Origin of the sequence: Jingyaoa shaoxingensis (assembly GCF_014385005.1) — a bacterium.
In the GTDB taxonomy this organism is placed as follows: domain Bacteria; phylum Bacillota; class Clostridia; order Lachnospirales; family Lachnospiraceae; genus Marvinbryantia; species Marvinbryantia shaoxingensis.
Map to the genome: position 1 here is coordinate 44,409 of NZ_JACRSZ010000015.1, position 16,468 is coordinate 60,876.

Below are 16,468 nucleotides of genomic sequence, written 5' to 3' on the forward strand. Positions count from 1 at the left end.
AAAGATTGTGTCTGAAAAATTTATATGATATATTAAGCTTTAATTATAGTTGTATATAGAATACATAGTTCTTAAGTTCTTGCTGTGTATTTCGAAACAGTAAGAGTTCATATCAGACAGACATCGTGACTGAAAATTATTCCAATTATTAATGACCCAAGATGATAACTAGTATATGGATGCAGTGCTTTAATTTTCTTCAATCAATGCATATTTTGAAAGTTTTCTATGATATGATCATTCAGTTCTTCTGAATTACACAGATGTTTCGAACAGTCGTACCAAAGGAACAATACATAACAGGGGGAAGCATGAAAGAGATACAAAGAATTTCAATAACGGATGCAGTGGTTGATAATATTAAGGAAATGATTGAGGCAGAAGAATATAAAGTTGGGGAAAAACTGCCGGCAGAAGCAAAACTCTGTGAAATGCTGAAAGTAAGCAGAACAAGTGTCAGAGAGGCATTGAGAGTATTGCAGGCACTGGGGTATGTCGAGAATAAACCGGGAAAAGGTGCATTTGTGGCTGCCAATCATAAAGAAGACTCATCTTTGTGGTATGATGTGGAGAATCCGCAGTTTACTGATTTTATGGATATTCGTATGGCAATGGAGACATTTGCAGTCCGTATAGCCGTGAAGAAGGCTTCAGAAAAAGATATAAAGAAGCTGGAAGAAATCCATCAGTCCTTTGTAGAAGCAAATGAGAACAAAGATATGGTGCGGATGATTATGCTTGATGAATTATTTCACACAACGATAGTGGGAATAACGAAAAATCAGCTTCTGATCAATATTAACAGACAGCTTTTGGAAGCTTTTCGGGTATATCGTTCAGAATCTTTTACCGACCGTGATGTATATAAAAATGCGATCGAGCCTCATGAAGCATTATTAGACTGTTTCCGTCACCATGATTATAAGAGAGCTGTGGATGAGATGAGAAATCATCTGAATATTACTACCAGTGATATGGAGAAGATTCATAATAAAAATACTTCTGTCACGACGGAAAAATTGTAATATTTCTATCTATGTATGGCGTCAAATGGATAATGTCATTCGTGTTCCTGTTAAGGATGCAGGAGGTTATCTGTAATTTCTTCAGGGTAAGTACTACGGGAAATGTTTTATCGCGATGATTCAAAAAGACACATTCTTGCGTGGAAAAATGATAAGGTATGCACTGGCAACATGAAAAAGTGAGAAATCAAGAGAAACACAGTGTCCATGCAGTACGCGAAGCCATATTGAAGAATCGTAAAGCTTTATGTCAGTCAGCAAATACGTAATCATTGTGTAAGCAAGCAAAACGGACTGTTTCTCCAGAGAGACAGCCCGTTTTTTGTTCAGATAAATAAAGCGTTTTTACAGAATAAGATCACGTTTATCAGAAATGCTGAGAAGAATTGACAGAAAAAATATGGCAGCTTGAAAAGATTATAGAAAAAGAGGAATGGAGCATGAATAAAAAAGTAAAAATCCTGGTTGTTGGAAGTTTTGTTATGGATACCATTTCCAGTACTGAAATTTTTCCGGAATCTGGTCAGACTGTTTTAGGATATCAATATACAACAGCCCCGGGAGGAAAAGGAGCAAATCAGGCAATGGAAGCTGCACTTCTTGGTGCAGAAGTAACCATGGTTGGAAAAGTAGGAACAGATGCGTTTGGAGACAGGATGATTGAGTCCCTGCAGAGTGCAGGAGTGAATACAGACTTTGTAGGAAGACAGCCGGATGTCAGCAGTGGTATCGGAAATGTTATGCTTACGACAAAAAATGGTGTGCTTCAGAATAATCGGATTATTGTGATTCCTGGTGCCAATATGAAAATTACACCGGAAGATGTGGCGTTTTTAAAAGAGGCTGTCGGAGAATATGACATGGTGATGCTTCAGCTGGAAATACCAATGGAGATTAATGAACTGGTTGCGAAATATGCATATGATAAGGGAGTACCGGTTATGTTAAATCCGGCACCGATTGCTCCACTTTCAGAAGATTTTATGAGCCATATCACCTACTTATCACCAAATGAGACAGAAGCAGCAGCACTTCTGAACTGTTTTATTCGTGAAGAAGGACAGGAGATGACAGAAGAAGCAATAAAAGGAATAAAAGAGGCAATGCGAAAGAAAAATCTTCAGAAACTGCTGTTAACGCTGGGAGATGCGGGTGCGATGACGATTGAGGGTGAAAATGTAGTATTTAAACCGGCTGTACCGAATATTAAAGCAGTAGACCCGACAGCGGCAGGAGATTCATTTGTAGCTGCATTCTGTGTTGCCAAAGGTTCTGGACTGAATGATGGGGATGCGATGGCATTTGCCAATATGATTGCAGCAGTTACTGTTTCCAAAATGGGTGCGCAGCCATCGCTGTCCAGCCTGAAAGTGGCGAAAGAGTTCCATAAAGCAGCAGGAAGGGATGTTTCGATTATTGAGAAAGTAGAGGAATTACAGAAATGACAGAAATGGGAAATAAAGCATTAGATGTATTTTGGGAAGCTGTGAAGGAACAGGTAACATATACAATAGAAAGTGTGGATAAAGAAGCACTTGGCAAGGCGGCAGAGCTGATACAGGAATCGGTAAAAAATGGTGGCCGGATTCATGTAACAGGAATTGGTAAACCGGGACATTTAGCTGGCTATATATCCTCATTAATGGCATCTACCGGAACTCCGACCTATTTCTTACACGGAACGGAAGCGGTACATGGATCCAGTGGACAGCTGGTAGAGGGAGATGTAGTAATTGCAATCTCCAACAGTGGCAACACAGATGAACTGATGGCAACGATAGCCTGTGTAATTGATAATGGATGTAAGGTAATTGGTGTAACAGGTAATTCATCCAGTAAACTGGCATTAAACAGTGATGTATGTCTGCTGGCGGATATTGAAAAAGAAGGCGGTCCATTGAACCGTGCGCCAAGAAATTCTATTTTAGCTGAAATGTTAGTCCTTCAGATGCTGACGGTGATTTTACAGGCAGACTGCAATGTAACACCGGAACAGTATGTAAAACATCATCCACATGGTGCCCTCGGAAAGTTAAGAGAAGGAGAGGTATAAAAATATGACAACAACAAAGTTAATTAATCCGGATATTTTAGCTGCACTTGCATATTGTGGACATGGAAGCAAAGTGCTGATTGCAGATGCGAATTATCCGCTGGCAGAAAAAAGCGGAAATGCCAGAAAAGTATATCTTGGTCTGACAAGAGGATTACCGACAGTAACGGATGTATTAGAGGCCATTCTTTCAGTAGTGAATGTTGAAAAAGCGGAAGTTATGGTGCCGGAAGAAGGACCAGAACCTGAGATCTTTGAAGAATTCCGCAGCCAGTTAAATGGAATGGAACTTTCCGGAATGGGAAGATATGAATACTATGATGCATGTATGGAAGAAAATGCTGTTTATCTGGCAATCAGTACAGGAGAACAGAGAACATTTGCGAATATTCTGCTTACGATCGGATGCGCTTAAATGCTAAAAAGAATGCCATTTTGATTCAGAAGGTGAAATTACAGTGGCACAGTATGGAAAAAAGTGAATAAAATGCCAATAAAAAAGCACAGTTTTCGATAAAATCAGTCAGAAAGCTGTGTTTTTTCTATGGTGCATTTTTATTTTGGCATCAAACTGCATAAAAAACCCCCTCTAAAACAAAAATCTCCCATCCTGTTGCACAAAAGAAAACTGCGTTATCATACTGACATAAGGAAAAAGAAAACAAAAAACGGGGGGAAATCATATGAATGAAATCATAGTTTCCATGAACCATATAAGCAAGAGCTTTCCGGGTGTGAAGGCACTGGATGATGTACATTTCGAACTGAGATCCGGTGAGGTTATGGCACTTCTGGGAGAAAATGGTGCAGGTAAGTCTACACTGATGAAAATCCTCAGTGGCGTCTATACCAGAGATGATGGTACAATGGAGATATTCGGAAAGGAATATGGAGATCTGACACCGAAGCAGGCGCAGGAAGTCGGAGTAGCCATTATTCATCAGGAATTGAACATGTGCAGACACTTATCCGTTGCGGAAAATATGTTCCTGGGAAGAGAGCTGGCAGGCAAGTTTACACTGGACAATCGAAAGATGCGCCAGGAAGCGAAACGGATACTGGATGATCTGAAGATTGATATTAATCCAGATCAGACCGTTGGGGATCTGCCGGTATCCAAGCAGCAGATGGTTGAGATTGCAAAAGCCTTATCCATCAATGCCAAGATCCTGATCATGGACGAACCGACCTCTGCGCTGACGGCAAAAGAGATCGAAGACCTGTTCCGCATTATCCGCAAATTAAAAGCGGAAGGAAGAGGAATTGTATACATATCCCACAGACTGGAAGAACTGGCAGAGATCGTTGATCGTGTTACCATCATGAGAGATGGCCAGTACATCACCAATGGCAATTTTGCGGATATGACCATGGATCAGATTATTACCAACATGGTTGGACGTGAGATCAAAGAAAAATTCCCGCGGGTATCCTGCGAGAAGGGCAAAAAAGTCTTTGAAGTGAAGCATCTGAATGCAGGAAAAATGGTGCGGGACATCAACTTCTCCTTATATGAAGGCGAGATCGTTGGATTTGCAGGACTCATGGGAGCGGGAAGAACCGAGACCACAAGAGCAATCTTCGGAGCAGATCCGAAGGACAGAGGAGAGATCTGGCTGGATGGACAGGAAATCAAGATCAACTGTCCGATGGATGCTATCAAACACGGTGTGGTACTGGCACCGGAAGACCGGAAAAAAGACGGGCTGTGTACCAAACTTAGTATCCGTCAGAACCTGGCACTACCGAATCTGGATATGATCTGCAACGGACTTGGCGTGATCAGCAGTACCAAAGAAGATAAACTGTGTGAAGAGGCAGTACAGAACCTCCGCATTAAGACACCGAATGTAGAGATCGACTCCGGCAACTTATCCGGTGGTAATCAGCAGAAAGTAGTAGTTGGAAAATGGCTGGCAAGAAATTCCAGAGTGGTCATCTTTGATGAGCCGACCAGAGGAATCGATGTCGGAGCCAAGGTAGAGATCTACAATCTGATGAATGAACTGAAAAAACAGGGAATAGCAGTCATGTTCGTATCTTCCGAAATGCCGGAAGTCATGGGAATCGCAGACCGGATCATCGTTATGTGTGATGGCCGTATTACCGGTGAAGTAATGGCACAGGATACAACTCAGAACGAGATTCTGACCATGGCAACATCCTTTGAAAACAAGAAAATAGTGAGTTAGTGGAGGGGAAGAAAAATGAACAACAAACAGCAGAGCCCGGTAAAAAAATTACTGGCAATCCGGGGAATGGGCGCAGCCCTGACCGCCTTCGTAGGTCTGGTCATTATCTATATCGCATTCGGTCTGATTAATTCAGCAGTATTTTCCGGACAGAACATTCTGAACTTACTTCGTTCCATGTCCAAATATCTGCTCATCGGTATTGCACAGAGCTACGTATTGATCACAGGAAACATCGACCTGTCCATTGGTTCAATGGTTGGTATGAGTGCCATGATCTCAGCAACCCTGATGACTACAGGTATGAATCCGCTGCTTGCCATCCTGATTTCACTACTGTGTTGTCTGGTGATCGGTGTAGTCAACGGATATCTGGTAGGAAAGTTCAAGCTTCCGCCATTCATCGCAACTTTGGGAACCATGTTCGTGGCAAGAGGTATTGCCTACATGGTAAACGGTAACCGTAATACCGATGCCATTGCAACCGGTATCGGAAAAGAAGCAGCAGACAAGTTCCAGAACTTTTTCTACTATGGAAAAACACTTGGTGTATATAATACCTTCTGGATTGCAATGATCGTATTCATTATTTTCTTCTTTGTACTGTCCAAAACAAGAACCGGACGTCATATTTACGCAATCGGTTCAAACGTAGACGCAGCAAAACTGTCAGGTGTAGACGTAGTGGCAACCACCATTAAGACATACCTGATCAGTGCAACCTGTTCCTGCCTGGTAGGTCTGATCCTCTGTGCACAGGCCGGTATGGGAAATATGGAAGCAGGAAACATGTATGAAATGTATGGTGTGGCAGCCGGCGTTATCGGTGGTGTATCACCACTTGGAGGAACCGGTATTCTTCTTGGAACTCTGGCAGGTGCAGCTGTATGGCAGACACTGGAAAATGGTCTGAACATGATCGGTGCACAGGTAGGTATCCAGCGAGTAGTCATCGGTGTCATCGTAGTAGTAGCCGTTCTTCTGGACGTAGTCGTACGTAACGGAAAATTCGGAAAAAGAAAGTAGTAAATCATGAGGCAAAAAGATGCCATATGGATTGTTTCGTACAATTCAGACCAGATACGAACTAAGCCGCAAAATATGGGTTGCGGATAGTAAATAAAACAAATTATATATTTAGGAGGGTTTTAAAAATGAAAAAGAAATTATTAGCAGCGATCTGCGCAGCAACAATGGTATTCTCAATGGGAACTATGGCAATGGCAGACGACGAAGTAAAGGCAACAGGAGACGAGAAGATAGCTCTGATCACTATGGACTCCATCGACCAGCACTGGATCACATTGAATGAAGGCGCACAGAAAGCAGCTGAAGAATTTGGTGTAACCGTAGACTTCATGTCCCCAAATACCAAGGACGATGCACAGCAGATCGAATGTGTAAACAACGCAGTAGCAGGCGGCTACGGTGCCATCATGGTAGCAGCAAACGGACCGGATGCAATTTCATCTGCATTACAGGAAGCAGTAGACGGTGGAGTTAAGATCGTATACGTCGACTCCCCTGCAAACGTAGAAGCATCCGCTACATTCTCCACAGATAACAAGGCAGCAGGCCAGACAGCCGGCGAAGAAATGATCAAAGCTCTGGAAGACGCAGGCGTTACATCCGGTAAGATCGGTATCATCAATGTAAACGCAGCAACAGACTCCTGTGTAAACAGAGAAGAAGGCTTCCGTGCAGCATTTGACGGATCTGACTTCGAACTGATGGAAACACAGTACGGCGAAGGTGATGCAGCAAAATCTCAGAGTATCGCAGAAAACTACATCACACAGGGTGTTGTTGGTATCTTCGGTTGTAATGAAGGATCCACAACAGGTGCCGGCAATGCCATCAAAGCTTCCGGAAACGATGCAATCGTTGGTGTTGGTTTTGATAAATCTGATGCAATCCTGAACCTGATCGATGACGGATATCTGTATGCAACTATGGCTCAGAATCCAGACGTTATGGGATACGAAGGCGTAAAAGCAGCAATCCAGGCAATCAACGGTGAAGACCTTGGCGGTGAAGTAACAGATACCGGTGTATCCGTACTGACAAAAGAAAGCAAATAAACCTCGCATAGAATAACTCTGAGAAAAACCGTCGCATCCCGCGGCGGTTTTTTCGGTTACAGAAAATTGACCGAAAAGCGAAAGTATGAGACAATATAAATATAAATGTTTTTGGGGAAGAGAAGATGGGAAACTTGAAAGTTGTTATTGCAGACGATGAGGAACGAATCTGCCAGCTGATTCAGGCATTAATAAACTGGGATCGTCTGGGAATGGAGATCGCAGGAATGGCGCACAACGGGATCGAAGCATTTGATGTGGTGCAGAAGGTGTGTCCGGATATCCTGATCACAGACATCCGGATGCCCGGATTGTCAGGTCTGGAATTAATTGAGAAAGTAAAGGAAGCTTGCCCGGAGGTGGAGATTATTATCATCAGTGGTTATGCTCATTTTGAATATGCGCAGCAGGCTATCCGGTTTGGTGTGGGTCACTATCTGTTGAAGCCGATCAATAAGGCGGAACTGACAGAGACACTGGAGAAGCTGAAGAGTAAGATCGGTCAGCGGCAAGAATTTGAGAGGGACAAGCAGGTCCTGATCCAGAAGGCGCAGAAGAATGAAGATTATATGCGCAGCAAGCTGCTGACGCAGCTTTTAAACGGGGAACCGGTATCCCTGACAGAAGAGATTCTGCAGAATCAGTATGGAATTACGCTAAAAGCCGGGCTAATTCAGCCATTTAGCCTGAAGATGGACTGCGAGGAAGAGGCACTTGGTACTTCCTCTGTATCTGTTCTGATGGAAAAGGCACTGGAGATTCTGGACCGGAACCTTCGGGAAAAAAGGCTGGATCCGATTATGGAATGTCAGGGATTTTACTGTATCGGTTTGTTGAATTATGAAAGCAGGCAGCAGGAGGATGTGCGCAGGATTCTGAAGAATGCGCTGGCGCAGATGGAACTGCAGAAGGCCATTTTCAAATCGGTAGAATTTTCTATGGCGCTGGGAAAAGCCGTGAGAAGAGCAGAAGAACTGGAAGATGCAGGACCGGAGTTGTCCAGGCTGATCTGCCAGAGGCTGGTAAAGGGCAGCGGTCGGATTCTGGAGCAGCAGGAGAACTATTCTTCCCTGCAGGGAGAACGGCTGCTGGACAAATATATTCGTGAGATCACTCATGCCGTGGAAGTGATGAGTACAGATCTTGCGGATGAATCAGCTGTTTATCTGCAGAAAAAGGTCAGTGAGGCAAGGAATCCACGGGGCTGCGATATCCTGGATCTTGTATACAGCGCAGCAGATGTCTTTACAGCGTGCATACAGATCGCCAACCGCACCGAATGTCTGGAAGCTTTTCGCAGACAGTGTGAACAGTGCGCAAGTGTGGAAAAACTCTTTGCCACTTTGCGGGAATTCCAGCAGAAATACGTTCGTGAGATAGAAGAAAAGCGGGAAAATGACAGAGTGCGTCCGATCCGCCGGGCCAAAGAATACATTCAGAATCATTACGGGGAGCCGATTACTCTGGAAGAGGTCAGCAGCGAAGTAGGCTTAAGTCCGACTTATTTCAGCGTATTATTTAAGAAGACAGAAGGGGAAGGCTTTGCCAGATATCTGATCAATGTGCGGATGGAACAGGCGAAGATCCTTTTGCGTGAGACCAATCTTCCGGTGGTGGAGATCTGTAAAAAAGTAGGTTACAACGATCTGAAGCATTTTACCCAGACCTTTGAAAAGTCTACCGAAGTGAAACCATCTACTTACCGGAAGTTATACGGCTGATCAGGAGAATACTTGCTATGAAAGAAAGAAGAAATATTCGTTATATTTCCGGCAGAATCTGGTGGATGGGAATGGCAGTGCTGGCACTTCTGGTTATACTGACAGTGACTCAGGCAGTCCTGTTTTTTCAGGGGCAGGGACCGCTTTGGAATGTATTGTTGACAGTGGCGGTATTGATTGGGTATCTGATAGCAGCAGTATTCTGGATCAGCAGACCATATCAGCAGGCAGAAAAGACCATGGAGCGTTTTCTGGAAGGCTATATGGTTATGGCAGGAGATGGGGCGCGGGCAGCGTTGCTGACACCGACGACTGCCGAAGAGATGAAGTTCATGGAGCATTTTCTGCATTCTCCGCAGATGATGGATCTGAATAAACGGCAGGCACAGTATCTGGCACTGCAGAATCAGATTAATCCACATTTTTTATATAACACGTTGGAAAGCATCCGTGGAGAGGCTCTGATTGCCGGGCTGGATGGGGTGGCAGATATGACTGAAGCGCTGGCGAAGTTTTTCCGGTATACCATCACAAAAGTAGAAAATCTGGTATCAGTAGAGGAAGAACTGGATAACTGTGAGACTTATTTTGGCATTCAGAAGTATCGGTTCGGAGACCGGCTGAATCTGCATATTGAATACGATCCAAAAGAATATGAGAAGATCATGAACTGCCGGATTCCGAAGCTGACACTGCAGCCCATATTAGAGAACAGTATTATTCATGGAACGGAACTGAAGATCGGAGCGGGCAATCTGTATATTCGTTTCGCCTGCACCCAGGATCGTCTGATTATCTGTATCTCTGACGATGGTGTGGGAATGGATGAGGAGACGCTGGCAGCCCTGAACCGGAAGCTGGGGAGGGGAAATGATTCCTTCGGTTCCCCGGATGAGAAAAAGGGCGGAATCGCACTGGTTAATGTGAATAACCGCATCCATCTGATCTTTGGGGATGAATATGGCATGCATGTTTATTCGGTACAGCAGAGGGGAACAGATGTGGAGATTACCATTCCGATCACGGCAAATGACCGGGATGTGAAGAACCGGAGTGTACTGTCATGAGAAAAGAAATTTTGCGAATGGAGCGGGTTACCTACAAAGAAGCGGATATGACCAGGCTGGAGGATTTTAATCTGCAGATCTATGAGGGCGAGATCATGGGAATGCTGCCATTTAACGGGCAGGGTATGGCTGATCTCTTGAAGCTTCTGCAGGTGAATCTGCCGTTGTATGACGGTTATATCTATTATAATGGGGAGCAGGTCAATTCCTGGAAAGAGTCATCCGGAACCCATAACCGGATCGGAGTGATTCAGGCTCAGAGTTCACTGGTAGAATCTATGACGATTGCAGATAATGTATTTGTTCTGAGGCAGGGATTCCGCCAGGAAGTCATTCACGAGGAACTGTTGAACCGGCAGCTGCAGCCTTTTTTAAAAGAGATTGGCATGGAGATGACAGCGGAGACAAAAGTAGAGCGCCTGACGGTATTTCAGCGTGTCATCGTGGAACTGCTTCGCTCCGTGGTGGCGGGCAATCATCTGATTGTGCTGGAGGAGATCGGTGCTTTGATCAGTGACCGGGAACTGGAATATCTTCATCAGATTCTGCACCATTATGCAGAGAAAGGCTTTTCCTTTCTGTACATCAGTCCTCATTTTGAGGAGGAGAATAACTTCTGTGACAGGATAGCGTTTCTGACTAACGGACGGATCTGGAAAGTGATCCCCAAGGAAATGATGAAGAACCAGACATGGGAGATCTACGATTACAACCATTATAATATGGAATACAACCAGATGGTGCGTTTTCATCTGGAAAAAAGAGAACTCGAGGAAAAGACGCAGGAGATATATACCACCTGGCGTTCTTTCAGTGAAACTATGGGCAAAAAACTGGAATTTCCTATTTACCGCGGGGAATATCTGGCCGTTCAGATCCATGAGAATACGATTCTTCAGGAGATAATTGAAAAATTACAGACAGATACAGTAAAAGATGAAAAAGCGGCGGTTATTCAGGAATCTCCTACGGTCAGCATGATTTTTCACGGACTCAGCTATATGGATAACCTGTGCATGTCTCTTTCTAGAAGAATGGGAAACATCTGGAAAACCAGCAGCATACGGGGAAGTATCCGCAGAGAATATGAGAGTCTTCTGGGGGAAGAAGTTTTTGATATGAAGGTGGAAGATCTTAGTGAGAGGCAGAAATACCAGTTAATTTACAGCCGTGTGATGCTTCAGAATCCCCAGATTGTATATTGTATTAAACCATTCAAAGGAGCTGACCTGGCCCACCGGATTCATATCTGGAAGCTGCTGGAGATGCTGCTGGACCGCGGAATCACAGTAGTGGACATCTCCCTGAATCTGTCTGATTCCCTGTCACTGGCAGACCGGCTGCTGATGATCGAACACGACGGAACCGTTCGGGAAATACCAAAAGAGGACTTTGCATTCGTACCGAGGAATGTACCGTGGAGAACCTTTTACAGAGGAAGTAAAACACAGGGAGCATATCACAAAAAATGATATGCTCCCTGAATCGTTGTCAGGAAATCAGCCAGTCGATAAGATTGATGGATTTTATACCTTCATAAGAAGAATCCATTCCGGGATTCATGGAAAGAACAATCTTTTCATAGTTATCATTGATTTTTTGCAGTGGAGCAAGTTCTCTTTTACGGACATCTTCACCTGTCATGGATTCTGTTACCTGAACATACAGTTTATCATCTGCTTTCGTTGCAATAAAGTCTACTTCTGATTGATCTACCTTACCGATTGATACATCGTAACCACGACGGAGAAGTTCAAAATACACAATATTTTCTAATGCATGACCACTGTCACGATCCCTGAAGCCCAGCAAATAATTTCTGAGACCAATATCGACAATGTAATATTTTCCCAATGTCCGCAAAAACGCTTTTCCCTTGATATCAAATCGTTTAATTTCATAAAAGAAATAGGATTCCAGAAGTGCATTGATGTATGCCTGTACAGTATGGGCGCTTGGTGTCCCTTTTCGTTTGCCGTCTTCGAGCAGTCCTTCATTTACAAGGATGTTCCCAATGGAGGATACGGATATGTTGCTGCCAATATTATCGGCCAGAAACAGAACAATTTTTTTCAGGAGAACAGGATCTGTGATATTCTTTTGTCCACGGCGTTTTTCGCGTTCGAGAATATCTCTTACAATTACAGTGGAGTAGATCCCTTCAAGTAAAACCAGTGCTTTTTCCTGATCTAATCCAACATCAGCAATACCAGGCATACCGCCAAAGCGCATGTAGGCATCAAAAATTTCACGAATCTCATACGGGTCGTCATTTTGATCAAACGCCTGTTTTCTCGTGCCGCCTAATGCACTTTTGGTTTCTCTGATTTCAAATCCGTAAAAAGATAAAAATTCAGAGAAAGACAATGGAAGCATTTTTATTTCAACACACCTGCCGGATAAATAGGTGGAATATTCGGAGGAGAGCATATAGGCATTGGAACCAGTAACATAAATATCGCAGTTAAAATCAACACGGAGCGAATTGACAGTATCTTCCCAGTTAGGAATACGCTGGACTTCATCAAAGAAAAGATACATTCTTTTATCCGGTACGATGTGCTGCTTTACGTATTCATAAAAATCATCATTGGTCATACTTTTAAAAGCATGAGATTCAAAATTCATTTCAAGAATCTGCTCTTCTGTGATGCCACTTTCCTTTAAATGAAGAGTCATGAGTTTCAGCAGGCTGGATTTGCCACACCTGCGAATTCCGGTGACAACCTTCACAGGTTCTGTGTCCTGAAAGGCAATCATTTTATTCAAGTATAAATCTCTTTTTTGCAGTTTGTGTGTATCAATCATTTGACATTCCTCCTTATAGGTAGAGTGTAGCATAAAATTTTGAAAAAATAAAGTTTATGCACTGAATTGCAAAAACTTTTAAAAAATAACTTTTTTTGCACTACATAGACATATTTTTGCATGTAAACAATTCGTCGATTGACGAAAATACCAGCTATAGTGTATACCAGAGTCAGAAAAGGATGGAGGAACTGATAAATGGATGCAAAGAAGTTTGGTGCATTTATTTCTGACAGAAGAAAACAGCAGTATATGACGCAGGCAGAGCTTGCAGGGAAGATCGGTGTGACGGATAAGGCAGTCAGCCGTTGGGAACGAGGACTGGGATTTCCGGATATTAACACCATGGAACCGCTTGCAGATGCACTGGGGATCTCATTGCTGGAATTGATGAGGTCAGAGGTACAGGATGCAGACAATGATCCAAAAGCAGAGACAATGAGCCGGGAAGGATGGAATAGCCAGAAAGAACAAAAATGTGGAACTTCCCAGACGGACGGAGAAAACAAGAATGATGGGGAGCCTCAAAATGGAAGTGTGACGAAAGAAAAAGACACATTATACACATCAGCGGAGGTGACAGAGATGATGCACACCATGGAAGAGATTCGAAAGCAGCAACAGCATCAGGATAAGATGGCAGGCTACCTTGCAATACCCGTGATTTTGATTGTGACAATCCTGACTAAGCTGTCCGGGCAGGCTAGTCTGGGAGGCGCTGTTTTTGTCGGTTTCCTTGGTGCAGGACCGGTAGTATCCGGCTATTATCTCTGGAAAAACCGGGCAGATGCAGAGAGCCGGAGAATCTATGGAGCCTTTACTTTTCTGCTGGCAGGATTTTTTCTGGTATTGTGTTCGGTTATGATACCGGACAGTTTCTGGGATCATCATGCCCAGGGAGCAAATCTTGTTACCTGTATGCTCAATCTGGGACTTATGGTTTATCTGGATTATCATGTTCTGAAAAGCTTGCGTCGGGAGAAGAAAGGTCTGATTGCCGGTTTTATGGTGCTGATTGTAAATATTCTGCTTGTTGTATGGACGTTGCATGGATTTGCAGCCAGATCTATTGAGAATGCCGTGGGTACCAGCCGGGGAGATGTGGCAGAGCAGTATGCCACACAGCTTCTTATCAATGAAAAAGATCTTGAAGAGGACTGGGTAGTGGGGTATAGTTATAACCAGATCGATCTGCATCCGGATGTCTATCGTGTAGCATTTACCTATTATGCCAATGCAGAAGACGCAGAAACTGGTGAAGAAAGCTGCTACGGATATGATATTCAGGTGGATTCGGATTACAAAATAACCATAAAAGAGGAAAGCACTGCGATTGGTGAAGATATGTGGACAGAGATGTCCCAGGAGAGTGAGACGGAAGTATCATGATACAGATATCAGATCAAACAAAGCAGCTAAGGCAGTGCGGAAAAAGGACAATATATGAGATACAAATTAGCCATATTCGATTTAGACGGAACCATTTTAGATACTTTAGAGGACCTGGCAGACAGCACGAATTATGCGCTGTCTGTTTATCATATGCCGGAGCATACCATTGATGAGGTACGCTGGTTTGTGGGAAATGGCATACATAAGCTGATCGAGCGTGCGGTGCCGAAGGGCAGCAGTGACGAGCAGATTGAGCAGGTATTTACTACATTTAAAGAATATTACAAAGACCATTGTGCAGTGAAAACCCGTCCCTATAGCGGCATCATGGAGCTTTTAAAGAGTTTACGTGAAAAAGGCATCCTCACAGCGGTAGTCTCTAACAAAGGGGACTTTGCGGTGCAGATTCTCTGTGAAGACTATTTCAGGGGAATGTTTGATTTTGCAGTGGGCGAGCGGGAAGGCATCCGCAGAAAACCGGCACCGGACAGCGTACTGGCGGTTCTGGAAAAGTTTCAGATCAGCAAAGACGAGGCAGTCTATATCGGCGATTCTGAAGTAGATATCCAGACTGCTTTCCATGCCGGTATGAAAGAAATCGCAGTCACATGGGGATTCCGTCCGGAAAGTTTCTTAAAAGAAAACGGGGCGGACTGCATTGTCCATACCCCGGAAGAACTGTTGGAGAGGCTTTAAAAATATACCCAAACAAACGATTTCTTTTCGTATTTTTCCTGATATAAAAAAGAGTGAAAAGAATTGACACGACAATTTTTTTATTATACAGTTATAATCGTGAGTACTAATAAAACTTTTATATTTTTGAGGAGGAAGCAGAGGATGAAACGTACAAAATTACTTGCAGTGTTAATGACAACAGCAATCGCAGCTACAGGTGCGGTGTGTGCAGCAGATGCAGAAGGTATTGCGGCAGAGAATCTGAAGGTCGGAGCCATCTACATCGGTGATGAAAACGAAGGTTATACCGCTGCACATATGGCAGGTATAGATGAGATGATGGAGACATTTGGGCTGGAAGAATCTCAGGTGATTGAGAAGACTCTGATCGGGGAAGACGAGACATGTTATGACGCTGCAGCAGATCTGGCAGACCAGGGATGCCAGATTATCTTTGGTACCAGCTTTGGTCATGAGACTTATCTGATTCAGGCAGCAGGCGAGTTCCCGGACGTACAGTTCTGTCATGCAACAGGATATCAGGCAGCAAGCAGCGGACTGGATAACATGCACAACTACTTCGATAACATCTATGAAGCAAGATATGTATCCGGTGTGGTTGCAGGAATGAAGCTGAATGAGATGATCGAGAATGGTGACATTACAGAAGAACAGGCAAGAATCGGATACGTTGGTGCATATCCATACGCAGAAGTAATTTCTGGATTTACATCCTTCTATCTTGGTGCAAAGAGCCAGTGCCCATCCGTTACTATGGAAGTAAAATACACCAACAGCTGGGCAAGCTTTGACCTGGAAAAAGAATGTGCAGAAGCTCTGATCGCAGACGGATGTGTACTGATCGGACAGCATGCAGATACCACAGGTGCTCCTACCGCAGCTCAGGCAGCAGGCGTTCCATGTGTAGGTTACAACGTAGACATGATCGAGACTGCTCCTGACAGTGCACTGACCTCTTCCAGCAATAACTGGGGTGTATATTACACTTACGCAGTACAGTGCATGATCGACGGAACAGAGATTGAAAAAGACTGGACAGCAGGTCTGAAGGACGGCGCTGTTCTGATTACTCCTCTGAATGAAAAGGCAGTAGCAGAAGGAACACAGGAAGTTGTAGACGAAGTAGAGAGCCAGATTGAAGACGGATCTCTGCACGTATTTGATACAGCTACATGGACAGTAGATGGTAAGACACTGGATACTTACGAAAAGAACGGTATCGAGTATATCTCTGACGGATATTTCCACGAATCTGAATATGGATCAGCTCCGGCATTTGATATCATCATCGATGGTATTGATTCTATCGTAGAATAAGAAACAGGGAAACCTATCAAAGGGGGTTGCAGCAATGCAGCCCCTATATTTTATAGCAGGAGCTATAAAATATAGAGCCTCTGGCAGATTGCAGAGGTGCGCAGAAGAAACAT

General features: G+C 43.8%; 14 protein-coding genes. 13 read left to right on the top strand and 1 reads right to left on the bottom strand.

The genetic code is table 11. From position 1 onward, the window contains the following. Positions 1-311 precede the first annotated feature (311 nt). The 10 genes from H8716_RS13470 to H8716_RS13515 all read left to right on the top strand — a co-directional run bounded on the left by H8716_RS13470 (position 312) and on the right by H8716_RS13515 (position 11,611). A complete protein-coding gene (locus tag H8716_RS13470; protein WP_249309565.1) occupies positions 312-1,025 on the top strand; it encodes a FadR/GntR family transcriptional regulator in 714 nt (237 codons plus the stop codon). Between the two features lie 440 nt (positions 1,026-1,465). Beyond that, complete coding sequence (locus tag H8716_RS13475) at positions 1,466-2,470, top strand: ribokinase (protein WP_249309567.1); 1,005 nt, start codon at positions 1,466-1,468, stop codon at positions 2,468-2,470. Further along, positions 2,467-3,078 (top strand): SIS domain-containing protein, encoded by a 612-nt coding sequence (locus H8716_RS13480; RefSeq protein WP_330606627.1) that lies wholly within the window; start codon positions 2,467-2,469, stop codon positions 3,076-3,078. Before H8716_RS13475 ends, H8716_RS13480 begins: the two co-directional genes overlap by 4 nt. A gap of 4 nt (positions 3,079-3,082) precedes the next feature. Further along, positions 3,083-3,493: an RbsD/FucU family protein gene (locus tag H8716_RS13485; protein ID WP_249309569.1), complete on the top strand. Its 411-nt coding sequence runs from the start codon at positions 3,083-3,085 to the stop codon at positions 3,491-3,493. Between the two features lie 268 nt (positions 3,494-3,761). After that, a complete protein-coding gene (locus H8716_RS13490) occupies positions 3,762-5,270 on the top strand; it encodes a sugar ABC transporter ATP-binding protein (protein WP_249309571.1) in 1,509 nt (502 codons plus the stop codon). 15 nt (positions 5,271-5,285) lie between these two features. Continuing rightward, complete coding sequence (locus H8716_RS13495) at positions 5,286-6,296, top strand: ABC transporter permease (protein WP_249309573.1); 1,011 nt, start codon at positions 5,286-5,288, stop codon at positions 6,294-6,296. A 128-nt stretch (positions 6,297-6,424) separates the two neighbouring features. Beyond that, entirely contained in the window at positions 6,425-7,351 is a 927-nt protein-coding gene (locus H8716_RS13500; RefSeq protein WP_330606628.1) for an ABC transporter substrate-binding protein, read from the top strand. A gap of 125 nt (positions 7,352-7,476) precedes the next feature. Further along, complete coding sequence (locus tag H8716_RS13505) at positions 7,477-9,072, top strand: response regulator transcription factor (protein WP_249309574.1); 1,596 nt, start codon at positions 7,477-7,479, stop codon at positions 9,070-9,072. 17 nt (positions 9,073-9,089) lie between these two features. Beyond that, positions 9,090-10,139 carry a sensor histidine kinase gene (locus H8716_RS13510; RefSeq protein ID WP_249309577.1) on the top strand — a complete coding sequence of 350 codons (1,050 nt, stop codon included), beginning with the start codon at positions 9,090-9,092 and terminating at the stop codon, positions 10,137-10,139. Then, positions 10,136-11,611 (top strand): ATP-binding cassette domain-containing protein, encoded by a 1,476-nt coding sequence (locus tag H8716_RS13515; protein WP_249309579.1) that lies wholly within the window; start codon positions 10,136-10,138, stop codon positions 11,609-11,611. Before H8716_RS13510 ends, H8716_RS13515 begins: the two co-directional genes overlap by 4 nt. A 19-nt stretch (positions 11,612-11,630) precedes the next feature. Here the strand turns inward: H8716_RS13515 and H8716_RS13520 are convergent, their stop codons facing one another. Continuing rightward, positions 11,631-12,947: an ATP-binding protein gene (locus H8716_RS13520; RefSeq protein ID WP_249309581.1), complete on the bottom strand. Its 1,317-nt coding sequence runs from the start codon at positions 12,945-12,947 to the stop codon at positions 11,631-11,633. 198 nt (positions 12,948-13,145) lie between these two features. Here H8716_RS13520 and H8716_RS13525 point away from each other — a divergent pair, with 198 nt between their 5' ends. The 3 genes from H8716_RS13525 to H8716_RS13535 all read left to right on the top strand — a co-directional run bounded on the left by H8716_RS13525 (position 13,146) and on the right by H8716_RS13535 (position 16,355). Further along, positions 13,146-14,336 (top strand): helix-turn-helix domain-containing protein, encoded by a 1,191-nt coding sequence (locus tag H8716_RS13525; protein ID WP_249309582.1) that lies wholly within the window; start codon positions 13,146-13,148, stop codon positions 14,334-14,336. A gap of 54 nt (positions 14,337-14,390) precedes the next feature. After that, complete coding sequence (locus tag H8716_RS13530; protein ID WP_249309584.1) at positions 14,391-15,035, top strand: HAD family hydrolase; 645 nt, start codon at positions 14,391-14,393, stop codon at positions 15,033-15,035. Positions 15,036-15,179: 144 nt separating this feature from the next. After that, positions 15,180-16,355, top strand: coding sequence for a BMP family ABC transporter substrate-binding protein (locus tag H8716_RS13535; protein ID WP_249309586.1), 1,176 nt, complete (start codon positions 15,180-15,182; stop codon positions 16,353-16,355). Positions 16,356-16,468 lie beyond the last annotated feature (113 nt).